The organism is Hymenobacter norwichensis DSM 15439, from assembly GCF_000420705.1.
GTDB lineage: Bacteria > Bacteroidota > Bacteroidia > Cytophagales > Hymenobacteraceae > Hymenobacter > Hymenobacter norwichensis.
The window spans coordinates 60,141-82,962 of sequence record NZ_ATVL01000007.1 but is presented as its reverse complement, the minus strand read 5'-3'; the positions used below and the strand labels follow the sequence as shown (position 1 = coordinate 82,962).

The window sequence follows — 22,822 nt, the reverse complement described above, 5'->3', positions numbered from 1 at the left end:
TGCTTCGAAAGACTCAACATTACCATTCACATATGCTTTTGAGAGGGATACAGACACACTACCACAACGAGCGGGGCCCAAATTCCAGCGTGGCTTGCGCGGAAGCGGAGGCGTAAAAGCACAGTGCCACAAACACGAGGTATGCGGCGGCCACAGTCAGCAGTTGGCGGCGGCCAATGTTGATCGGCTGCCACTGAGCGGGCCAGCCGAAGCAGATAGTGGCGTAGAGTACCAAATGTAGCGGCAGCAGGAAACGGCATTCCATACTCATAGGCAGCATAGGCAGGCAGGGCACCAGCAGCACGGCCAGCACCAGCCACTGCCGCAGCGGCCACCGCCGAAACCGAGTATGCAGCACCACTAGCAGGGCCCCAAACCACACGGTGTAATTCAGTCCGGCCAGCCCCAGCGTCGAGACGTAAATCTTTGTAATGTACGGGGTCGGGTATTGCACATCAAGGCCGTTGAAGAGGCGCTGGGCGTACATCTTACTGAATACCAGTGGTTGGCGCAACACCAGCCAGAAGTAATCGGCGTAGGAATCAAACCAAGTGATATGCTCGTTGCGGATTAGCTGCTCGCCCGCTACGTCGCGGAAGATGAGCATTTGGTCGGGGTAGCTGCGGTCGAGGGAGGTTTCCAGCTTTTGATGCAGCAGACCCCATTTCATCTTTTCGCGGTAGAGGTTGTTGGTTTCCAGCTCCTTAATGTAAGAGAGCACTACGGGCGTATTCTGCCCAAACTGATGGCGGTTGATGGCCCATTGCGGCCCGAGTACCAGCCCCGCCCCCAACACCAGCGCCGCCGTGCCCAGCAGCCGTGGCCGGGTACCGGCATAAGGAGCCAGCAGTTGCACACCCAGAAAAAACGGCGCGGCAATCAGGTAACTAGGACGGATATTATAGGCCGCCGCCATGCACGCCCCAGCCGCTACCATCCAGCCCAGCCCCCGGAACCGATGCAGCAGCAGCAACCCCAGCCCTAGCACCCACAGCGCCGGAAAATCGGAGAGGGTGAAGTTGAAATAGTCGCGCCACAGGACAAAACCCAGGGCCGCAAATGCCAACCGCCGCGGCCACCCCAGTGGCTCCGGACGCCCCCGTACCACCTGCCACAGCGCTGGGGACAGCCAGCCAAAGCCCACCGCCGCCGACACGGCTCCCAGCAGCCGTCCGAACACGATGGGCGGCACATCGGTGTAGAACTGCACGATGCGGAACGGAAACAGCAGCAGCGGCAGCAGGTAGCCGCGCAGACTGTTATGATAGTTCAGCAGGGAGATACTGCCCTCGTGATGGAAGTAGATGGAGATAAACCAGTAATCCAGTGCATCATAATACATCTTGGTATACCCCGAAAAGGGCAGATACACCAGATACACCACCAGAATCAGCAGCGTCAGCGGCCGGTACTCGCGGAAGGCATGCCCCGCCGGGCGCGGCAATACAGAGGAAGGCAGCAAGAGTATAGGTTGGAGAGTAAATAATTCAGCCTGAGCGATAAAGTAAGGGCGCCAGCCAGTGTAGCCAGCAAAATACTATCTAGTCATCAACTAGGGTTTTAAGCTGGTCCGGTTGCAGGGTGCGGGCCGTGGAATCCGAGAGCCAGAAGCAGCCGCCCAGCCACAATCCGGCCAGCAGCACTACGGCCAGCCGGGGCCACTGCCGCAGTTGGCCGGGGCTGAACCAGAAAGCGGCCAACGCCAACAGCAGCAAGTGCAGCGGCAGCAAAAACCGCGTTTCGATGGCCGTGGGAATGGCCACAAGGCAGGGCAGCAGCAACGCCAGCAGCATCCCGGCGCGCGGCCAGCCCGGCAGGCGGCCCGGCGGCAGCCGCAGCAGCACGCTCAACCCCGCGCCCAGAACACTGTAGTTGAGCAGCTGCACCCAGAAACGAACCGGCTCGTATTTCTGAAATAGATACGGTGTGGGCTGCCACACATCAAGCCCATTGAAAAGATGGCGCACATATCGCCAGCCGTAGTTGAGCGGATGGCGCGCGGCCACCCACAGAAACTGCGTATACGACTGATACTCCCTGAGGCCTTCCCGGCGGAGCAGCGCCAGCCCAGCCGAATCGGCATAGATAAGGGCACGGTCCTGGTTGGTGTCGTAGCGCAGTACGCGGGTGCCCCAGGTGAGCTGCTTGAGGTAGAGCGGCGTGGTTTGCTGGCTGGATACCCGCGCCAGTACCAGCGGACTGTTGCTATTGAAATACAGGCGGTTGATGGCCAGTTGCGGAGCAAGGGCCACGCTCACGCCCACCGCTAGGGCCAGCCACCGCACCCAGCCCAAGCCTTGGTGCTGCCGGTTCCACCAGCCCGCCAGCAGCAAAGTTGGTAGTACGGCAGCCAAATACATCGGCCGGCTGTTGAAAGCCGCAGCCAGACTCAGACCGGCCACCAGCCACCAGCTAATGCCAGCCCGGCTAACGGCCCAGAGCGCCAGCAATAGCAAGCTTAACGCGGGCATGTCGGTGGTGGTGAAGCTGAAATAGTCGCGCCAGAAACAGAAGGCCAGCAGTATCAGCAGCAGCCACCGGCCACCGCTCACCGGCCGCCGACTAACGCTTTGCCACACCTCCGGAATCAGAAACGCAAAAAGCAGGGTTGCCCAGCCGGTACCCATCACTTTGGCGGCGGTGGGCATGGAGCAGCCCGTAAAGAAGCGTACCATTAACGCCGGAAACTGAAGCAGCGCCGCCAAGTAGCCCCGGGTTGGGTCGTGGAAGTTGAGCAATGAAAACGACTGGTGGTGCTGCTGAAACCCAACGGCCAGCTCCCAATAGTGCCCGGCGTCGAACGGCATCCTTTCCCCTTGCAGGCCGCCGCCCAGCAGAAAGTAGCCGCCATAAAGCCCCAATACCACCAAGGCCCGCACCCACACCGGCCACGGCTGGGCCAGAAGGCGCCGCCAGATGGCTACGCGGACGGCAGGGGTAATTGGCTGAACAGATGAAGTAGATCGAGTGGGCATTCAGCGGCAGATTGCAAAATAACGAAGCAGGATATGGGTCGGGACCTTAAGCAGCGCCCCAACATTCCGGCCCGACCATAGGCAGGTATTCTACGTACCTTTCACCCAAAGCTACGCCGCTTCTCTCCTACCGCCACTTTCCCACATGAATCATCGTTTGCACCTTCGCTTCGAGCAACTCGAACTTGCTACCAACCACTTGTTCCAGAGTGCCGAAGCCCTTGGCCCTCGGGCCCATCAGTCGCCGGGTGCGGGGCAGTGGTCGGCGGCGCAGGTGGTGCACCATCTGCTGATATCCGAGACGGGCATCAACCACTACATCGACAAAAAGCTACGTAGCACCGAAGAACTACAGAAAGCTAGCATGGGCCACCAGCTGAAATACTTTTTAATGAGAGCGTTGTTCCGGATACCGGGCATCAAATTTAAGGCTCCTTCCAAGCTCAAAGCGCTGACACCCGAGCAGGTCCCGCCCCTACCCGAACTGCGGCAGGAATGGGAATCGGTGCGCCGCAGCCTGGAGCAGATTCTTAACGAGTATCCCAACAATCTGCTCGATCGGGCCATTTTCAAGCATCCCCGTTCGGGCATGCTTACCATCTACCAAACGCTGGATTTCATGCTCGACCACATCCTGCACCATCAGCGCCAGCTCAACCGGATTACGAAACAGGTCAGCTAATTTCTTACAAACCGTAAGCTCATCAACTGAAAAGCCCTTGACGCTACCTATGCGTCAAGGGCTTTTCAGTACTTATGCCTCCGGGAGAATTACGCTTGCCGCTCGCGTACTATGTCGGCATAGCTGGTGTGGCGGGTGATGTCGTTGAAGGCGGCGGTGAGTTCAGCAGGTGGGATGGTGAGCTTGCGCTTGCTCAAATCCAGCCAGGCCCCATCTACGGCTACCACGGCAGCTTCCTGGCCATCGGCTTTGTAGATGGTGTGGATGATGCGCCACCGCGAACCGTCTTCGTTCATACCGCCCAGTTCGGCCGTCACGCGGATGGTTTCACTCAGGTGGATTTCCTTGAGGAAACGGGTGTCTTCGCGAAACAAAATCGGGCCGATGTTGAGGCGGGCAAACTCCTGCATGGGGTAGCCTTGGTCGGCTAGGAACTCCAGGCGCACCTGCGCGGCGTAGTCGGTGTAGGCGGAGTGGCGCATGTGCCGGTTGGGGTCCATGTCGGCCCAGCGGGCGGTGAAGGTCTTTTCGTAGGCCATGTGGCGAAGTATAGGTAAAGGGGAAAGCAAGGATTAGGCGTTCTGGTTTTGGGCTTCGCGCTCCGGCCGCAACGTAAGCCGCACTAGGTACTGCTGCTGTTCGTCTTCGCCCAGGTATTCCACTTCGTAGCCGGCCTGCTCGGCGTAGTCCTGCATGATGCTAGCATCGGCAAACAACCAATGAAATACGTGGCCGGTTTGGGTGTCGTAGCTCATGGTGTACTCCACCTCGCCGTAGTAGGGGCCATTGAGGTCGAAAACCAGGGCGCCATCTTCGTCTTCGTAGAGGTAGCTAATGTCGGAGGACGTAGCCAGGATTTGGCCGCCGGGGGCCAGCAGGGTTTTGGCGCGCTCCAGAAATTTCTCTAGCCCTTCCAACGTTCCCACTAGTCCCAGGCCATTCATGAGCATGAGCAGCGTGTCGTATTTGGTGACGTCGGGCTTTACGTCGAAGATGTTGTGCAAGGCCACTTCCCGCACGCCGCGGGCCTGCATTACCCGCACCGCCCCTTCCGAGACGTCAATGGATTTCACTTGGAAGCCTCGCTCCTGTAGCTCAAGCGCGTGGCAGCCCGCGCCGCCGCCTAGGTCGAGCACGTAGCCGCGGCACTCTTCCAGCGCCTCGCGCTCTAGTTCGGGCATCTCCCACAGGCTGCGGAAAAAGTAGCTGGCCGGCAGCGGCTCTTCTTCGGCCACGTTGCTGAGTACGGTGATGGTAGCATCGAGCTGGCCCTGCTGATAATCGAGCAAAGCATGACCCAGCGGGTCGGGATGGGGAACGGACATAAATGAAATACAAACAGAAAGCGCCAACACCGCGTCGGCGCTACAAAGTACGGCAATGGTGAAGTGGTGAGGTAGTGAAATTGTGAACTGGTGAGTTTGACGTTCGAACCGCGCCGCTTGCGCAGAACTGTGCCAGCAGAACGTCAACTCGCAATTTCACCATCTCACAACTTCACCAGTATGTATCCTTCCACGGCTGGGCTGCGTTGTGGGTTTCAGACCACATCCTTTCGTCCTGCCTTTATGTCCAGCAACCTCGACTACCTCAACCCCAGCCTGCAACCGCTCGAAGACAAACTAGCTGCCTACCTAACTGCCGAAAAGGAGCTGCAACGGGCAGAGGTTAAGCAATCCAACCTGCCCGCAGTGGAAGCCGACGAGCAAGCCTCCGCCAACTCTTTCGAGCAACGCCCGCCCACCGGCAGCTTCGACCAACATGCCGACGAAGTGCACAACGAGCTACTCAACCTGCGCGACGACCAGGCCATACTGCGCCAGGAAATCATCAACCTGCTGCCCGTCCGCGACGAGTGGGTGAAGGTGAACCTCGGCTACGGCCCCAGCCGGGTGGGCGCATTCCGCGTAGCGGGCTCTACAGACGCAGAACCCCAATATGAGCTGCGCATCGTGCACTAACCCAACAACCAGCTTACCAACCTACACAAGGCCGGTCCTAGCAATTGGGGCCGGCCTTGTTGCGTGATAGGCCTGACGGTAGAAGCAGCCTCACTTACCATCAACCTAGCAGGTCTTATGCTGTGGCTGTCCGCGGCAAGCACCGACCGCTCACAAGCTGCTTACTGTAAGATATTAGCATGGGCTATTCCTGCAAGCCAACGATACACTTTGCGGGCGTATCGAATAGTATGGATTGATTCCGGCAGTCTGTGGCCTTAGGAGAGTGGCAGCAGCGGACGCTGGATTTCTGGGGCGCACCAAATGAGTTGCGCGTGCGGCAAAAACGGGATTCACTTAGGCTATTCACGGTTTTTCCGCGTTTTGGCCGCTATGCTAACATCCTACAACAAGATGCCAAAGAGGAGGACAGCCGCGGCAGTAGGAACTCTAAATTTGCAGATACCACTACTTACTTGTATTAAAACCACTCTATACTCCGATTATTTCTAGGTATTCTCTGCTCAGTTACTCACGCCAACCGCCCTCTCCCACCCACCCGACAGAACGTAAAGCAATGACCCTGAATTGTTTTCTACGTTTCAACAAGTCTTTAGCACTATCTATAGTGGCGGCTATTCTGGTGGCAGCCCACCAGCCCTCTGATGCGCAGCAGCTGGCCACCACCAACTTGAAGTGCGTCTACCAACAGCAGCCATTGGGTGTTGAAACCCCAAAGCCTAACTTCAGTTGGGAACTGACCTCTAGCCAGCGAAACACCACCCAAACGGCCTACCGCATTCTGGTGGCCGACAACGAGAAAAGTTTCGCCAAAAACACCGGTACCATCTGGGATTCGCAGAAAGTAACGTCCGGTGCTTCCATTCAGGTACCCTACGCTGGGCCGGCTTTGCAAGCCACCAAAACCTACTATTGGAAGGTGATGACGTGGGACAACCACGGCAACGCCTCCTCGTGGAGCAAGCCGGCTCGCTGGCAGATGGGGTTGCTGTCGGCCGCCGACTGGCAGGGCGCGCAATGGATAGCCTACGAAGAGCTGCCCGCCGAGCGGGTGAACGTGCTGCCCTTGGACGGCAAAAAAGACGACTACCTCGGGACCAACGTGCTACCCCTGTTGCGCAAGGATTTCACGGTGCCCAAGAAGCTGCAACGCGCCACGGCCTACGTGTGCGGGCTGGGCCAGTTTGAGCTGCACCTGAACGGGCAGAAAGTCGGCAACCACTTCCTCGACCCCGCCTGGACCAAATTCGACAAGCAGGCGCAGTACGTGACCTTTGATGTGACCGAACAGCTACGCAAGGGCACGAACACGGTGGGCGTGCTGCTAGGCAACGGCTTCTATTACGTGCCGCCGGTGAAAAACCGCTTCCGCAAGCTCAAATCGGCCTTTGGCTACCCCAAGCTGCTGTGCCGCGTGGTGCTCGACTACCGGGATGGCACCTCGGAAAGCATGGTGAGCGACGCCAGCTGGAAAACGGCGGCCGGTCCGGTCACTTTCAGCAGCATCTACGGCGGCGAGGACTACAACGCCACGCTGGAACAGCCCGGCTGGGACGCCCCGCGCTTCAACGATACCGCCTGGAAACCAGTGGTGCTGACGAGCGGCCCCACCGAACTGAAAGCACAGATGGCCGAGCCGCTGAAAGTCCACGAAACGTTTGGCAGCCAGAAAATTACGCCAGCCCAGCCCGGCAAGTGGGTGTACGACTTCGGGCAGAACGCCTCGGGCATCATCGAGCTGCAAGTGCAGGGCCACGCCGGTGACACGGTACGCATCACGCCGGCCGAGCTACTGGCCGCCGATGGCACCGTAAACCAGAAGAACAGCGGACGACCCTACTATTTCACGTATGTACTGCGCGGCAGTGGCGTGGAAACCTGGCGGCCTCGCTTCAGCTACTACGGTTTCCGGTACGCCCAGCTGGAAGGTGGCGTGCCGAAGGGCCAAACCAACCCCAACAGCCGGCCAGTGGTGCTCAAACTCACCAGCCTGCACACCCGCAACGCCGCGCCGGCAGTGGGGGAATTTGCGTGTTCCAACGGCCTGTTCAACCGCACCAACACGCTGATTGACTGGTCTATCAAGAGCAACATGGCCAGCGTGTTTACCGATTGTCCGCACCGTGAGAAGCTAGGCTGGCTGGAAGAAACCCACCTGATGGGCGCCTCCATCCGCTACCGCTACGACATTGCCACGCTCTGCCGCAAGACCATTGCCGACATGCAAGCCTCACAGCTGCCCAGCGGGCTGGTACCGGAAATTGCACCCGAGTACGTGAAGTTCGAGTGGGGCGGCGACATGTTCCGCGACTCGCCGGAGTGGGGCAGCGCCAGCATCATCCTGCCCTGGTACGTGTACCAGTGGTACGGCGACCAGCAGGTGCTCGAAAGCAGCTACCCCATGATGCAGCGCTACGTCGCCTACCTCGGCACCAAGGCCCAGGGTCACATCCTCAGCCAGGGCCTCGGCGACTGGTACGACCTGGGCCCCAAGCCGCCAGGCACCTCGCAGCAAACCCCCATGGGCGTAACCGGCACCGCCACCTATTATTACGACCTCACAATTCTAAGCCAGGTGGCGCGCCTGCTCGGCAAGCCGCAGGAGGCCGCCACCTATGAGAAGCTGGCCGCCGAAGTTCGGGCTGCTTTCAACCAGAAGTTCTTCAACCCCAGCACCAAGCAGTACGCCACCGGTAGCCAGGCCGCCAACGCCATGGCCGTGTACATGGGTTTGGTAGAGCCCGCCTACAAGGCCGCCGTGGTAGAGAACATCGTGCAGGATATCCGCAGCCGCAACAACGCCCTCACGGCCGGCGACATTGGCTACCGTTACCTACTGCGGGTGCTGGAAGACGCCGGCCACTCCGACGTCATCTTCGCTATGAACAACCGCGCCGACGTGCCCGGCTACGGCTACCAGCTGGCCCATGGCGCCACGGCCCTCACCGAGTCGTGGGCGGCGCTGCCCACGGTATCCAACAACCACCTAATGCTGGGGCACTTGCAGGAATGGTTTTACGGCGGCTTGGCCGGGATTCAACCGGCCGCCGATGCCGTGGCGTTCAACAAGATCAATATCCGGCCCGAGCCGGTGGGCGACGTTACCAGCGCCACCGCCAGCCATCATTCGCCCTACGGCCCAATCAAAAGCGAGTGGAAGAAAACCGCCACCAACTTCGAGCTGACGACCACTATTCCGGCCAACACCACCGCTACCATCTACCTGCCAGCCACGACTGCTTCCACCATTCTGGAAGGCACACAGCCACTGGCGCGCTACCCGGAACTCAAGCTGCTGGGCATTGAAAACGGCAAAGCCCGCATCCAAACAGGTTCGGGCACTTACCATTTCACAGTCAGTCAACAGCTAGAATAGAACGTCATGCTGAGCTTGCCGAAGCATCTCGCGTGCTGATGCTGGATTACTAACTCAACGTCAGCACGCGAGATGCTTCGACAAGCTCAGCATGACAGACGATTTGAAGACTGAAAACTTTTCCCGCATGAAACTGAAATCCGCCTGCTTACTTCTCCTCGCCTGCCTCAGCCAGACGTACGCCCATGCGCAAGCTGGCAAGCCCAAAGAGGTGCCGGCCGCGGTGATGCAGAAGGTGTACGAGGAAGTAAAAACGCCCCACAAGTACGGGCTGGTACTGGTAACCGACGACAACCAGAAGAAGATGGACTGCCCGAGTGTGTTCCGCAAAAATGGGCAGTGGTGGATGACCTACATCATTTACGATGGGCGCGGCTACGAAACCTGGCTGGCCCAAAGCAAGGACCTGCTGAAGTGGGAAACCAAGGGCAAAATCATGGCCTTCACCGACACCGCCGACTGGGATACCAACCAGAAAGCCGGCTACGTGGCCTTACAGGACTATAAATGGGGCGGCAGCTACGAGTGGCAGCCTTACCAGGGCAAGTATTGGATGTCGTATTTCGGGGGTAAGTCGCGGGGCTACGAGAAGGGGCTGCTATCCATCGGCATGGCCTACACCAACCAGGACCCGACCACCGTGCACCAGTGGCAGCGCCTGCCCCAGCCCGTGCTGCGCCCCGACGACAAGGACGTGCGCTGGTGGGAAAACCACACCATCTATAAAAGCTCGGTTATCTGGGACAAGAGCAAGCTGACCGGCCACCCTTTCGTGATGTACTACAACGCCAACGGCGACTCCCTGGACACCAAGCGCGGGGCCGAGCGCATCGGTATGGCCGTGTCGGACGACATGAAAAACTGGAGCCGCTACCTGCGCAACCCGGTGGTCAACCACCACAAAGGCATCACCGGCGACGCCTACATCCAGCAGATGGACCAGGTGGAAAAGGGCCTGTATGTGATGTTCTATTTCGGCGCCTTCTACCCCGGCGTATCAGGCGCCGTGAACCGCTTCGCCTGCTCCTACGACCTAAAAACCTGGACCGACTGGTCCGGCGCCAACCTAATCGAGCCCTCCGAACCCTACGACGAGCTGTTCGCGCATAAGTCGTTTGTGGTAAAGCACAAAGGCGTGGTGTACCACTACTACTGCGCCGTAAACAAGCCCGACCAGCGCGGCATTGCCGTGGCCACCTCCAAAGACCTGGGCAAAAGCAAGCTCACGTTCATCGCCCCACCCGTGAAGAAACCGAAAGCCGAAAAAGCCGATGCTAAGTAGGCCGTCATGCAGAGGCGCAGCCGAAGCATCTCGCCTGCTGACGCAGGATTACTAACCTAACATCAGCACGCGAGATGCTTCGCTGCGCTCTGCATGACAAACGACTTTTCTGACTGACATAACTACACACCCTATGCCCCGTCTCCTCCCCTTACTATTGCTGCTGTTATTGCTCGGTACCCGGCAAGCTGCCGATGCCAAGCCGCGGCCAGCTGGGCGGGTGGTGGCGGAGTTCAACAAGGGCTGGAAGTTCTTGCTCGGCGACGAGGCGCAGGCCAAAGAAGCGGCTTTCAACGATGCCGGCTGGCGGCAGCTGACTTTGCCGCACGATTGGAGCATCGAGGGTAAATTCGATGAGAAGAACCCCGCCAAACCCGAGGGCGGCGGCCTGCCCACCGGCATCGGCTGGTACCGCAAAACGTTCACGCTGCCCGCTACTAAGGATAAGCGCGTCTACATCGAGTTTGATGGGGTGTACCAGCACAGCGACGTGTGGGTGAACGGCCACCTGCTGGGGCACCGCCCCAACGGCTACATTTCCTTCCGCTACGACCTGACGCCCCACCTGCGCCCCGCCGGGCAGCCCAACGTGCTGGCCGTGCGCGTCGATAACTCGGCCCAGCCGAACTCGCGCTGGTATTCCGGCTCGGGCATCTACCGCAACGTGCGGCTGGTCACCACCAACGCCGTAGCCGTGGACCACTGGGGCACTTTCGTGACGACGCCGCGGATTAGCGCCGCCGCTGCCACGGTGGCTGTGCAAACGCAAATTCGTAACACGGCGGGTGGGCAAGCGCCCGTGAACCTGCAAACGGTGGTGCTGGATGCGCAAGGCAAGGAGGTGGCCCGGCAGTTCACCCAAAACATCCGCCTGACCGATTCGACCACCCGCGTGGCGCAGTCCCTCAGCCTCAGCAACCCGCAGCTGTGGTCAACCACGCGGCCCTATCTGTACCGGGTGCAGACCACCGTACTGCGCGGGAAGAAGGCCATAGACTCCTACGAGACGCCACTGGGCGTGCGTACGGCTGTGTTTGGGCCGCAGGGTTTTCTGCTGAACGGCCAGGTGCTGCGCATTCAGGGCGTCAATCAGCACCATGATTTGGGGTCGCTGGGGGCGGCTTTCAACGTGCGGGCCGCCGAGCGGCAGCTGGAAATCCTGCGGGCTATGGGCTGCAACGCCATTCGGATGTCGCACAACCCGCCCGCGCCCGAACTGCTCGACCTCTGCGACCGGATGGGCTTTCTGGTGATGGACGAGGCCTTCGACATGTGGCAGAAAAAGAAGAACGGCAAAGACTACCACCTCGACTTCAAGCAGTGGCACCGCCGCGACCTGGAAGACATGGTGCTCCGCGACCGGAACCACCCGAGCGTGTTCATGTGGAGCATCGGCAACGAAATCAGGGAGCAGTTCGACAGCACCGGCACCCGCCTGGCCCGCGAGCTGACCGCCACCGTGAAGCGCCTCGACTCCACTCGGCCTGTCACGTCGGCCCTTACGGAGCAGGAGCCCGACAAGAACTTCATCAGCCAGGCCGGCGTGCTCGATGTGCTGAGCTTCAACTACAAGCACGCGGAATACCCCAAGCTGCCCCAACGCTTTCCCGGTCAAATCTTCCTGGCCACTGAAACCGCGGCGGCCTTCGAAACCCGCGGGCACTATGATATGCCTTCCGACAGTGTCCGCGTGTGGCCCCTGGACGGCAAAACCAAGCTCACCACCGGCAACCCTGACTTCACGGCTTCCAGCTACGACAACGCCCGCCCATACTGGGGTGCCACCCACGAAGCCGCCTGGGGCGCCATCAAGCAGAACCCGCACCTGACCGGCACCTTCGTGTGGAGCGGCTTCGACTACCTCGGTGAGCCGCTGCCCTACCCCTGGCCAGCGCACAGCTCCTATTTCGGTATCATCGACTTGGCCGGCTTCCCCAAAGACGCTTACTATCTGTACCAGAGCGAGTGGACCACCCAGCCCGTGCTGCGCCTGCTGCCGCATTGGAACTGGCAGTCCGGCCAGACCGTGGATGTGTGGGCCTACTACAACCAAGCCGATGAAGTGGAGCTGTTCCTGAACGGCAAGTCGCTCGGCACCAAAAAGAAAGCCCCCAACGACCTGCACGTATTCTGGCGCGTGCCCTACGCCCCCGGCACGCTGCAAGCCGTATCGCGCAAGGCGGGCCAAACCGTCCTGACGCGCACCATCAGCACCGCCGGCCCAGCCGCCAAAATCGAGCTAACCGCCGACCGGAGCAAGCTGCAAGCCGATGGCAAAGACCTGTCGTTTCTGACGGTGCGGGTGCTGGATGCCGCCGGCAACCTGGTGCCCGCCGCCGCCAACCTGGTGAAGTTCGCCGTCAGCGGCCCCGGCTTTGTGGCCGGCGTGGATAACGGCTACCAGGCCAGCCTCGAACCCTTCAAAGCCGACTCCCGCAAAGCCTACAACGGCATGTGCCTGGCCATCATCCAGACCACCGAAAAAGGCGGCACCATCACCATCCAAGCCACCGCCGACGGCCTTGCGCCAGCTACGGTAACGCTTAAAAGCAACTAATTCGACCCATGTCATACCTCCGGAATTTCTCACGCAGACAGGCCGAATGTAGAGACGCAATACGTTGCGTCTCGGCGTTGAACGGCCGGCAATGCGCAGTTCCAACAACATCAGCTACGACGAGACGCAGCGTATTGCGTCTCTACATCGTTCTAACTGCCTTTCTATCACCCTTCGCAGCCAGCGCCCAGGAAGCCAGCGTGTACTTCTTCCCTGGCATTTCCAACCCGCCCAAAATCTACGCCGGCCCTGAGGGCGACGCCTGGGAAATTCCGCAAATCACGGAGTTGAACCGGGACCGGACGCGGGCCACGGCATACTCCTTCCCCACCGAGAAAGACGCTTTACTCGGTGACCGGTCTAAGACGCCGCGCCTGCTGAACCTGAACGGCAACTGGGATTTCAACTTCGCCATCAAACCCGCTGATGCGCCCAAGGACTTCTACAAAAGCCGGGTGAGTGGCTGGAAGCAGCTGGCCGTGCCGGCTAACTGGGAGATGAACGGCTACGATTTGCCGATTTACAAGAGCGCCAAGTACCCGTTTCGGCCCGTGAATCCACCCTTCGTGCCGCAGGACTACAACGGGGTGGGCTCCTATCAGCGCACGTTTACGGTGCCCACGGGCTGGCAAAACCAGAACGTGACCTTGCACTTTGGCGGCGTCAGTTCGGCGTTCAAGGTGTGGGTGAACGGCAAGTTTCTGGGCTACGGCGAAGACAGCTGTTTGCCCTCGGAGTTCAACGTGACGCCCTACCTGCAAGCCGGCGAAAACGTGGTGTCGGTGCAGGTAATCCGCTGGTCGGATGGCTCGTACCTGGAAGACCAGGACCACTGGCGGCTGAGCGGCATCTACCGGGAGGTCCTGCTGCTGGCCGAGCCGAAGATGCGGCTGGCCGATTTTCACTGGCAGGCCAAGCTCGACAAGCAGTACAAAGACGCGGTGCTGAGTGTCCGTCCGCGCCTGGAAAACCTGACCGGCAACAACGACCTGAGCGGCTACCAGATAGCGGCCCAACTCTACGACAAAACCGGCAAGGCAGTATTAGAAAAACCCTTGCAGCGCACCGCCGAAAGCATCATCAACGAGCCCTACCCGCGCCTCGACAACGCCAAGTTCGGGCTGCTGGAAACCACCGTGCGCAACCCGCTGAAGTGGAGCGACGAGGCCCCCAACCTCTACACGCTGGTGCTCACGCTCACCGACAAAACCGGCGCGGTGCTGGAAGCCAAGAGCTGCAAAGTAGGCTTCCGCAGCATCGAGTTTTCCAAGGACAACGGCAAACTGCTTGTCAACGGCAAGCAAACCTACCTCTACGGCGTCAACCGCCACGACCACCACCCCACCAAGGGCATGGCCATAAGCCGGGAGGATATTCGAGAAGACGTGCGCACACTTAAGCAGTTCAATTTCAACTGCATCCGCACCAGCCATTACCCCAACGACCCGTATTTCTACGACCTCTGCGACGAGTACGGCATCCTGGTAATCGACGAAGCCAACCTGGAAACCCACGGCCTGGGCTCCAAACTCAGCAACGACCCGGCCTGGACGGCCGCTTACCAAGAGCGGAGCATGCGCATGGCCCTGCGCGACAAAAATCACCCCAGCATCATCTTCTGGAGCCTCGGGAATGAGTCGGGGCGCGGGCCGAACCACGCGGCCATGGCGGCCTGGCTGCACGATTTCGACATCACCCGGCCCATCCATTACGAGCCCGCCATGGGCGACCCGCATGTAGAAGGCTACATCGACCCCAACGACCCCGCCTACCCCAAAAACCACGCCTACCGCATCCAAACGCCCCGCGACCAGGCCTACGTGGACATGGTGAGCCGCATGTACCCCGGTTTGTTTACTGGTGAACTACTGGCCAACCAGCAAAACGGCGACAATCGGCCCATTTTCTTCTGCGAATACGCTCACTCCATGGGCAACGCCACCGGCAACATGAAAGAGTTTTGGGACGGCTGGCGCGCCACCAAGCGCGTGATTGGCGGCTGCATCTGGGAGTTCAAGGACCAGGGCCTGGAGAAGCGCGACTCCACTGGCAAGGCCTTCTACGCCTACGGCGGCGACTTCCAGGAGAAGTACTACGACGACTTCACCATCAAGGGCATCGTGGCTTCCGATGGCAAACCCCACGCGGCCATTTACGAGTGCAAGCGGGTGTACCAGCCGCTGGAATGCACGCTGACCGATGCCGGCAAAAGCCTAATGAAAGTCGAGAACCGGCACGCCATGAAGTCGGCCGTTGACTACGCGGCAGCGTTGGTGGTGCGCGAAGATGGCCGGGTAGTGAGTACCAAACCGCTGCCCCGGCTACGGCTGGCCGCCGGCCGCGACACAGTGCTAAACCTCAAGCCGTACCTGCCGAAGATGAAAGCGGGCGCCGAGTATCTGGCCACGATTTCCTTCACGCTGCCCGAAGCCACCAACTGGGCGCCGAAAGGCCACGAGGTAGCCAGCAACCAGTTCGCGCTGAGTGGCTTGGCCCAGCCGCAAACCAAAACCGCCAAGTACCCAGCCGTAGCGGTGCGCGACGAAGCTGCGGCCTATACGCTGAGCGGCAAGGACTTCCAGGTGACCATCGACAAAACCACCGGCGCACTGACCTCTTACCGCCACCGCGGCACCGAGCAGCTAGCCACCCCGCTCCTGCCGCACTTCACCCGCCCGCTCACCGACAATGACCGGCGCGGCTGGAAGGCCGACAAGAAGCTGAAGGAGTGGTTTGCAACGGAACCCAAGCTGCAAAACCTGACCCTCGATAAGTCGAACCCCAGCCAGCCCAGCCTCACCAGCACCTACTCGCTCATCGACGGTAAGACCACAATGCGCGTGAATTACACCCTGAACGGCGACGGCACCCTGAAGGTAGATTATGCTTTGACGCCTGCCGCCGGTCTGCCCAACATTCCGCGGGTGGGCATGCAAGTCGGCATCAAGCGCGCCTACGACAACATCAGTTTCTACGGCCGCGGGCCCATGGAAAACTACATCGACCGGCGCTACGGCTTCGATGCGGGTATCTACCGCCAGCCGCTCAGCGAGTTTGCCGATTCGTACGTGGTGCCGATGGAGTACGCCAACCGTACCGACGTGCGCTGGATGCACCTCGCCGACAAGCAAAACGCCGGCCTGCTGGTGGTGGCCGACAGCCTGTTGAGCATGAGCGCCTGGCCCCACACCGAGCAAAATATCCAGAAAGCCCGCCATACAAACAAGCTTCAGGACGCCGGTTTCGTCACCGTCAACATCGACCTAGCCCAAATGGGCGTCGGTGGCAACACCAGCTGGGACGCCCAAGCCGCCCCCATCGACAAGTACCAGCTGCCCGCCAAACCCTACAGCTACAGCTTCTACCTGCTGCCCACCGTCGGCAAGAAAGACGCTTCCGCGCTGGCCCGCACCATCCGATTCAACAGCCAAGCGAAACGCAATGCTCAGTAACCGAAACGCCATGCGGAGCAACGGAACGTGTTATGCCCAATCGAAGACGAGTCATAACCAACCGAAGAATGTGTTGTGTCCAACCAAAGAACCTGTCATGCAGAGCGCAGCGAAGCATCTCGCGTGCTGACGTCTGATTACTAACCCAACATCAGCACGCGAGATGCTTCGCTGCGCTCTGCATGACGGGCTTCTATATAAGATCTGTTTTCAAATGCCAACCGAACCCATTCACTTAAAAGGAATTACCTGGAACCACAGCCGCGGCTACGTGCCGATGACGGCCACGGCGCAACGCTTCTCGGAGCTAAACCCGCACGTGACCATCAGCTGGGAGAAACGCTCGTTGCAGCAGTTTGCCGACGAGTCGATTCAGCAGCTGGCGGAGCGGTTCGACTTGCTGGTGATTGACCACCCGTGGGCTGGTTTTGCGGCCCGCACCGGCTCCATCTTGCCGCTGAACGAGCATTTACCGGTTGAATTTCTGGCCGACCAGCAGCAGAACACCGTGGGTCATTCCTTTGAGAGCTACAGCTTCAGCGGCCACCAGTGGGCCCTACCCATCGACGCGGCCACGCCCGTAGCCGCTAGCCGCCCCGACCTGCTGGCCCAGCACGGCCTGCAACTCCCCGAAACCTTCGACGACCTGTTGGCGCTGGCCGACCGAGGCCTGGTGGCCTTCTCGCTCATCCCCATCGACACGCTGATGAGCTTCTACATGTTCTGCTGCTCGCTGGGCGAAGACCCCTGCCAGCGCGAAGACGAGGTAGTGAGCGAAGCCGTGGGCGTGCAGGCGCTGCAACTGTTCCGCCAGCTCGCCAGCAAAGTAGACCCGGCCTGCTTCCACCGCAACCCCATTCAGGTGTACGAGGCCATGACCCAGACTGACACGCTGGCCTACTGCCCCTTCGCCTACGGCTACTCCAACTACGCCCGCCGCGGCTACGCCCGCCGCCTGCTGCACTTCCACGACATGGTGGCCCTCACGCCCAGCGGCACGCGCCTGCGCAGCACCCTCGGCGGCACTGGCCTAGCCATATCCGCTAAATGCGCCCAGGTGAAAACCGCCGTACGCTACGCCGAATTCGTGGCCTCGCCCGCCTGCCAGCAAACCCTGTATTTCGACAACGGCGGCCAGCCCGGCCACCTCGCCGCTTGGCAGGATGAGCACGTCAACCAGCAGAGCAGCAACTATTTTGCGGCCACGTTGCCCGCCTTGCAGCGCGCCTTCCTGCGCCCTCGCTACCACGGCCACATGTTCTTCCAAGACCACGCCGGCGAGCCAGTTCGTCAGTACCTGATGCACGGCGGCGACGAAAAAGCCTTATTGCAGGAATTGAACACCTTATATCTGAAATCCAGAGCAATGGCCTAAGGCACAACTCATAGACCGTCATGCAGCATAGAACGTCGTGCAGCATAGAACGTGTCATGCAGAGGCGCAGCCGAAGCATCTCGCCTGCTGACGTTTGATTACTAACCCAACATCAGCACGCGAGATGCTTCGGCTCCGCCTCTGCATGACGGCCTACTTATCAGAACCAAATTACCCACCATGCCCCTCCCTTTAGAAGGTCTTTTAGTAATCGAGTTTTGTCAGTTTCTGGCTGGGCCGTCGGCGGGCTTGCGGCTGGCTGATTTGGGGGCGCGCGTCATCAAGATTGAGCGGCCGGGCTCGGGTGAAGCGGGCCGGCAGATTGCTATCAAGAACCTGTTCGTCGATGGCAGCAGCCTGGTGTTCCACACCATCAACCGCAACAAAGAATCATACGCCGCCGACCTCAAAAACCCAGCCGACCTGGCTTGCGTGAAGCAACTCCTGGCCCAGGCCGACGTGATGACCCACAACTTTCGGCCGGGCATCATGGAGAAAATTGGGCTGGACTACGACGCGGTGCGCGCCCTGAACCCGCGCATCGTGTACGGCGTGGTGACCGGTTACGGCCCCACTGGCCCCTGGGCCGCCAAGCCGGGCCAAGACCTGCTCATTCAGTCGCTCTCGGGCCTCACGTACCTCTCCGGCACCCGCGACGCCGGCCCCACGCCCTTCGGTATTGCCGTGGCCGACATCATCTGCGGCTCCCATTTCACGCAGGGCATTCTGGCGGCGCTGCTCAAGCGCAACCAAACCAAGCAGAGCGTACTGGTGGAAGTCAGCCTGTTGGAATCGGTGCTCGACATGCAGTTCGAGCTGCTGACCACCCACTTCAACGACGGCGGCCAACTCCCCCAGCGCAGCACCGCCCGCGGCACCGCCCACGCCTACCTGAGCGCGCCCTACGGCGTGTATCAAACCCAGGACGGCTACTTGGCGCTGGCTATGGGCAACCTCGACAAGCTCGATGCCACCATTCAGGGTGGCATCCTGGCCGACTACCCCACCGCCAGCTCCTGGTTTGAAGGCCGCGACGATATTGCCGAACGCCTCGCCACCGCCTTGCGCGAAAAGCCCACGGCAACCTGGCTGACGGAGCTGGAACCGCAGGGCATCTGGTGCGCCGAAGTGCTCAACTACCAGCAGGCCACCACCAGCCCCGGCTACCAGGCCCTCGGCATGCAGCAACTCGTGGAGCTGCCCACCGGCCAGCAGCTGCCCACCACCCGCTGCCCCATTCGCATCGATGGGGAGAAGCTGTACTCCGCCCAAGCCGCCCCCCGCCCCGGCCAGCACACCGAGACCATTCAGCAGGAATTCCAGTTGGATTCGCAGGTAGTGGCCGCGGCTCCTAGCCCTATTTCTGAGTCCGCGCCTAGTGTTCCCAGTCAGCACAAGCCCCTGGAAGGCTACTTGGTGGTTGATTTCAGCCAGTTCCTCTCTGGCCCTTCCGCTGCCTTGCGGTTGGCCGACTTGGGGGCGCGGGTTATCAAGATTGAGCGGCCCGAAACCGGCGACATCTGCCGGCACCTGTACACCTCGAACGTCATTATGAATGGCGAGTCGTCGGTGTTCCACGCCATCAACCGCAACAAGGAAAGCTTCACCGCCGACCTCAAAAACGAGCTGGACCGGGAGCAGGTGCGCGAGTTGGTTCGGCAGGCCAACGTGGTGATGCACAACTACCGCCCCGGCGTGATGGAGCGCCTTGGCTTCGACTACGCCAGCGTCAAGCAACTGAACCCCAACGTGGTGTACGGCGAAATATCCGGCTACGGCGCCGAAGGCCCGTGGCGCGACAAGCCCGGTCAGGACCTGCTGCTGCAATCCGTTTCGGGTTTGACGTGGCTGAGCGGCAATGCCGACGCCGGCCCGGTCCCGATGGGCTTATCCATTGTAGACATGCTGGCCGGCGCGCATTTGGCGCAGGGCCTCTTGGCTTGTTTAATGCGCCGCAGCACCAGTGGCGAAGGCGGGCTGGTGCAAGTGAGCATGCTGGAATCGGCGTTTGATTTCCAATTCGAGACCATCACCACCTTCTTCAACGACGGCGGCCAACTCCCCCAGCGCACCCAGCACAACAACGCCCACGCCTACCTCGGCGCGCCCTACGGCATCTACCAAACCCAAAACGGCTACTTGGCCTTGGCTATGGGCTCGATTCCGGTGCTGGGTAAGCTGCTGGGGTGTGACGCGCTATTGGCCTACCCCGAGCCGGCGCAGGCCTTCGCCCAACGCGACGAAATCAAGGCCACGCTGGCCAAACACCTGCAAACCGACACCACCGAAGCCTGGCTAGCCATTCTGGAACCCGCCGATATTTGGTGCGCCAACGTTCTGATCTGGAACCAGTTGATGGCGCACGAAGGCTTCAAAACCCTAGATATGGTGCAGGGCGTGCGCATGGTGGACGGCTACCAGTACCAGACCACCCGCTGCCCCATCCGCCTGGATGGCGAGTTGCTGACTTCCGCGAAAGGCTCCCCCAAGCTCGGGCAAGACAACGAGGCCATCCTTCAGGAAATAGCCAACCTAACTGCCTTCCGCTATGGCGTCTGACTCGTCCACTTTCCGCATTGCGGTCCGCAAGTTCGGCCCCTTCGAGAGTGCCCTGGCGAAGCTGTGGGCCAACTACTGCCAGTACTCCGGCTGCCAACTGGCCGTGGAAATGGTGCCGATGGATTTGCACGAGCTGCACCACAGCCTGCTGACCGACAAGGGGTTGCTACGCGGCAACTGGGACGTGGCCCACATCAACACCGACTGGCTCCTGGAAGCACACAGCAGCGGCGCGCTCGAAAACCTAACCCCCTATATCAACGAAAACCCACCAGCTGACTTCCCGCACGGCTGGAGCGCCTCGTTGCGCACCATGCAGCAGTACGGCGACGCGGTGGTGGGGCTGCCGTTTCATGATGGTCCCGAGTGCCTGATTTACCGCAAAGACCTATTCGACAGCCCACAAGAGCAGGCCGCCTTCCAGCAGCAGCACGGCCGCCCGTTGCAGGTACCCGAAACCTGGGAGGAGTTCCTGAACGTAGCGCGCTTCTTCCACCGGCCCGCGGAAAACCTCTACGGCCTCGTCGCCGCCGGCTACCCCGATGGGCACAACACGGTGTTTGACTTCTGCCTGCACCTCTGGACCCGCGGCGGCCAGCTCGTGGATGAAACGGGCCGCGTGACCATCAACTCCCAGGCGGCCATCGATGGCCTGACCTACTACCGCGCGCTGCTCAACGACACCACGGCCGTGCACCCCAAGTCCGGGAGCTACGAATCGGTGGCGGCGGGGCAGGCGTTTGCCCGGGGCGAGGCGGCCATGACCATCAACTGGTTTGGGTTTGCGGCGGTGTGTGAGGTGGACGAAGCTTCCGCCGTGAAAGGCAAGGTGGATATCACCAGCATTCCGCGGGGCGCGGGCGGGCAGTCCACTTCGCTGAACGTGTACTGGCTGTACGCCATCGGGGCAGGCAGCCGCCACAAGGACGTGGCTTACGACTTTATCCGTTTCGCTGTTAGCGCGCCCAACGACAAGCTCCTGACGCTGGAAGGCGGTATCGGCTGCCGCATTTCCACCTGGCACGATGCGGAAATTAACGCCCTGGTGCCTTACTACCACAAGCTGGAAATGCTGCATCAGCAAGCCAACAGCTTGCCGCAGAAAGCGAATTGGGCCGCCATTGCCGCCATCATTGATGAAGTGGTATTGCGGGCTATCAATTCCGATACGCCCGTGGCGGAGCTGCTTGCCGAGGGTCAACGCCAACTCAACCTACTCGACCATGCAGCTAAGTAGAACCTCATTTTCAACCGTCATGCAGAGCATGTGGCGCATCAAGCCAGGGACGAAGCATCTCGCCTGCTGACGTTGCAGAGCCGATTCAACGATTCGAGCGAGATGCTTCGGCTGCGCCTCTGCATGACGAGCTGCTTAGTTCTCAAATTAAATTATCAGATCTACCATGTTTAAGATACAGGACACGCCCATTCCCTACCTGCCCGTCCGGCCCAAGCAGCCGCTGCCCATCGTGGTGATTGGCGCGGGCGGCATTGTGGGCGATGCGCATTTGCCGGCCTACCGCAAGGCGGGGTTCGAGGTGGTGGGCATCACCAACCGCACCCGCGCCCGCGCTGAGAAGCTGGCTGCCGCCTGGAACATTCCGCACGTCTACGACTCGGTGGCGGAGGCCGTGGCCCACGCGCCCGCCAACGCCGTCTACGACATCACCATCATGCCCGAGCACTTCGTGGAAACGCTCAACCAGTTGCCCGACGGCTGCGGGGTGCTGATTCAGAAGCCGATGGGCGACTATTTCTGGCAGAGCCAGGAGATATTGGAGGTGTGCCGCCGCAAAAACCTCACGGCCGCCATCAACTGCCAGCTGCGGTTTGCGCCCTACGTGAGTGCCGCCCGCGAGATGATTCGGCAGGGCCTCATTGGGGAGCTGTACGATATGGAAGTGCGCGTGACGCTGGAAACGCCGTGGGAGCTGTTTCCGCACGTGATGGTACACCCGCGCCTGGAAATCCAGTACCACAGCATCCACTACATCGACCTGATTCGCAGCTTCCTCGGCGACCCAAACAGCGTGATGGCCAAAACCCTGAAGCACCCGGCCAAGGCGCTGTCGTCGTCGCGCTCCACTATCTTATTCGACTACGGCGACACGATGCACGCCGTCATCAACACCAACCACGACCACTCCTTCGGCCCCGCAAATCAGGAGAGCTTCATCAAGTGGGAAGGCACGAAAGGCGCCATTAAAGCCCGCATGGGGTTGCTGATGGACTACCCCCATGGCGTCCCAGACAAGTTCGAGTACTGCCTGCTGCGCGAAGACGGGAAGCCCACCTGGCACACCGTAGACCTAGAAGGCTCCTGGTTCCCCGACGCTTTCATGGGCACGATGGGCACTCTGATGCAGTACAAAAACGGCGAAATCGACACCCTGCCCACCAGCGTGGAAGACATAATAAAAACCATGGCCGTAGTGGAAGCCGCCTACACCTCCAGCGACACGGGCGGCGTGCAAGCCGAAGTCATAAAAGAGCAGCCCCACTAACCAAAGCCCGTCATGCAGAGCGCCGCGAAGCATCTCGCGTGCTGACGCCGGAGTGCACCACAACCTCAGCACGCGAGATACTTCGCGGCGCTCTGCATG

Annotated in this window: 14 protein-coding genes; 10 read left to right on the top strand and 4 right to left on the bottom strand. The window is 60.5% G+C overall.

The features are described from left to right. Nucleotides 1-58: 58 nt before the first annotated feature. Nucleotides 59-1,462 carry a hypothetical protein gene (locus G536_RS0106525; protein WP_157530454.1) on the bottom strand — a complete coding sequence of 468 codons (1,404 nt, stop codon included), beginning with the start codon at nucleotides 1,460-1,462 and terminating at the stop codon, nucleotides 59-61. 79 nt (nucleotides 1,463-1,541) lie between these two features. Continuing rightward, nucleotides 1,542-2,975, bottom strand: coding sequence for a hypothetical protein (locus G536_RS0106520; RefSeq protein ID WP_022822781.1), 1,434 nt, complete (start codon nucleotides 2,973-2,975; stop codon nucleotides 1,542-1,544). 145 nt (nucleotides 2,976-3,120) lie between these two features. On the opposite strand from G536_RS0106520, the gene G536_RS0106515 reads away from it, so the two are divergent. Then, the gene (locus G536_RS0106515) at nucleotides 3,121-3,657 is read left to right on the top strand and encodes a DinB family protein (protein WP_033369743.1); all 537 of its coding nucleotides are present in this window, start codon (nucleotides 3,121-3,123) and stop codon (nucleotides 3,655-3,657) included. An 89-nt stretch (nucleotides 3,658-3,746) separates the two neighbouring features. Here G536_RS0106515 and G536_RS0106510 read toward each other — a convergent pair whose 3' ends face one another. Together G536_RS0106510 and G536_RS26595 are read right to left on the bottom strand one after the other, a co-directional pair. Continuing rightward, entirely contained in the window at nucleotides 3,747-4,196 is a 450-nt protein-coding gene (locus G536_RS0106510) for an acyl-CoA thioesterase (RefSeq protein ID WP_022822779.1), read from the bottom strand. Between the two features lie 33 nt (nucleotides 4,197-4,229). Next, on the bottom strand, nucleotides 4,230-4,982 hold the full coding sequence (locus tag G536_RS26595; RefSeq protein ID WP_022822778.1) for a class I SAM-dependent methyltransferase: 753 nt from the start codon (nucleotides 4,980-4,982) through the stop codon (nucleotides 4,230-4,232). Between the two features lie 243 nt (nucleotides 4,983-5,225). Here G536_RS26595 and G536_RS0106500 point away from each other — a divergent pair, with 243 nt between their 5' ends. The 9 genes from G536_RS0106500 (at nucleotide 5,226) to G536_RS0106455 (ending at nucleotide 22,723) form a co-directional block, all read left to right on the top strand. Then, nucleotides 5,226-5,618 (top strand): hypothetical protein, encoded by a 393-nt coding sequence (locus G536_RS0106500; protein ID WP_022822777.1) that lies wholly within the window; start codon nucleotides 5,226-5,228, stop codon nucleotides 5,616-5,618. 607 nt (nucleotides 5,619-6,225) lie between these two features. Then, nucleotides 6,226-8,994 (top strand): family 78 glycoside hydrolase catalytic domain, encoded by a 2,769-nt coding sequence (locus G536_RS0106495; protein ID WP_211223320.1) that lies wholly within the window; start codon nucleotides 6,226-6,228, stop codon nucleotides 8,992-8,994. 127 nt (nucleotides 8,995-9,121) lie between these two features. Further along, nucleotides 9,122-10,276 (top strand): glycoside hydrolase family protein, encoded by a 1,155-nt coding sequence (locus G536_RS0106490; protein ID WP_033369828.1) that lies wholly within the window; start codon nucleotides 9,122-9,124, stop codon nucleotides 10,274-10,276. Between the two features lie 133 nt (nucleotides 10,277-10,409). Beyond that, a complete protein-coding gene (galB, locus tag G536_RS0106485; RefSeq protein WP_026879901.1) occupies nucleotides 10,410-12,833 on the top strand; it encodes a beta-galactosidase GalB in 2,424 nt (807 codons plus the stop codon). A gap of 134 nt (nucleotides 12,834-12,967) precedes the next feature. Next, nucleotides 12,968-16,285: a glycoside hydrolase family 2 TIM barrel-domain containing protein gene (locus G536_RS26590; protein WP_022822773.1), complete on the top strand. Its 3,318-nt coding sequence runs from the start codon at nucleotides 12,968-12,970 to the stop codon at nucleotides 16,283-16,285. Nucleotides 16,286-16,499: 214 nt separating this feature from the next. Continuing rightward, nucleotides 16,500-17,660, top strand: coding sequence for an ABC transporter substrate-binding protein (locus tag G536_RS0106475; RefSeq protein WP_022822772.1), 1,161 nt, complete (start codon nucleotides 16,500-16,502; stop codon nucleotides 17,658-17,660). A gap of 180 nt (nucleotides 17,661-17,840) precedes the next feature. Further along, nucleotides 17,841-20,219, top strand: a complete 2,379-nt coding sequence (locus G536_RS32705; RefSeq protein WP_245575765.1) for a CaiB/BaiF CoA transferase family protein — start codon at nucleotides 17,841-17,843, stop codon at nucleotides 20,217-20,219. Next, nucleotides 20,209-21,456, top strand: a complete 1,248-nt coding sequence (locus tag G536_RS0106460) for an ABC transporter substrate-binding protein (protein ID WP_022822771.1) — start codon at nucleotides 20,209-20,211, stop codon at nucleotides 21,454-21,456. Before G536_RS32705 ends, G536_RS0106460 begins: the two co-directional genes overlap by 11 nt. A gap of 166 nt (nucleotides 21,457-21,622) precedes the next feature. Then, on the top strand, nucleotides 21,623-22,723 hold the full coding sequence (locus G536_RS0106455) for a Gfo/Idh/MocA family protein (RefSeq protein ID WP_022822770.1): 1,101 nt from the start codon (nucleotides 21,623-21,625) through the stop codon (nucleotides 22,721-22,723). Nucleotides 22,724-22,822: the final 99 nt, after the last annotated feature.

Excerpts from the sequence above, each read along its gene's own strand:
- G536_RS0106520 (WP_022822781.1), bottom strand. The coding sequence starts at position 2,975 with ATGCCCACTCGATCTACTTCATCTGTTCAGCCAATTACCCCTGCCGTC.
- G536_RS0106515 (WP_033369743.1), top strand. The coding sequence starts at position 3,121 with ATGAATCATCGTTTGCACCTTCGCTTCGAGCAACTCGAACTTGCTACC.
- G536_RS0106510 (WP_022822779.1), bottom strand. The coding sequence starts at position 4,196 with ATGGCCTACGAAAAGACCTTCACCGCCCGCTGGGCCGACATGGACCCC.
- G536_RS26595 (WP_022822778.1), bottom strand. The coding sequence starts at position 4,982 with ATGTCCGTTCCCCATCCCGACCCGCTGGGTCATGCTTTGCTCGATTAT.
- G536_RS0106500 (WP_022822777.1), top strand. The coding sequence starts at position 5,226 with ATGTCCAGCAACCTCGACTACCTCAACCCCAGCCTGCAACCGCTCGAA.
- G536_RS0106490 (WP_033369828.1), top strand. The coding sequence starts at position 9,122 with ATGAAACTGAAATCCGCCTGCTTACTTCTCCTCGCCTGCCTCAGCCAG.
- galB (WP_026879901.1), top strand. The coding sequence starts at position 10,410 with ATGCCCCGTCTCCTCCCCTTACTATTGCTGCTGTTATTGCTCGGTACC.
- G536_RS0106475 (WP_022822772.1), top strand. The coding sequence starts at position 16,500 with ATGCCAACCGAACCCATTCACTTAAAAGGAATTACCTGGAACCACAGC.
- G536_RS32705 (WP_245575765.1), top strand. The coding sequence starts at position 17,841 with ATGCCCCTCCCTTTAGAAGGTCTTTTAGTAATCGAGTTTTGTCAGTTT.
- G536_RS0106460 (WP_022822771.1), top strand. The coding sequence starts at position 20,209 with ATGGCGTCTGACTCGTCCACTTTCCGCATTGCGGTCCGCAAGTTCGGC.
- G536_RS0106455 (WP_022822770.1), top strand. The coding sequence starts at position 21,623 with ATGTTTAAGATACAGGACACGCCCATTCCCTACCTGCCCGTCCGGCCC.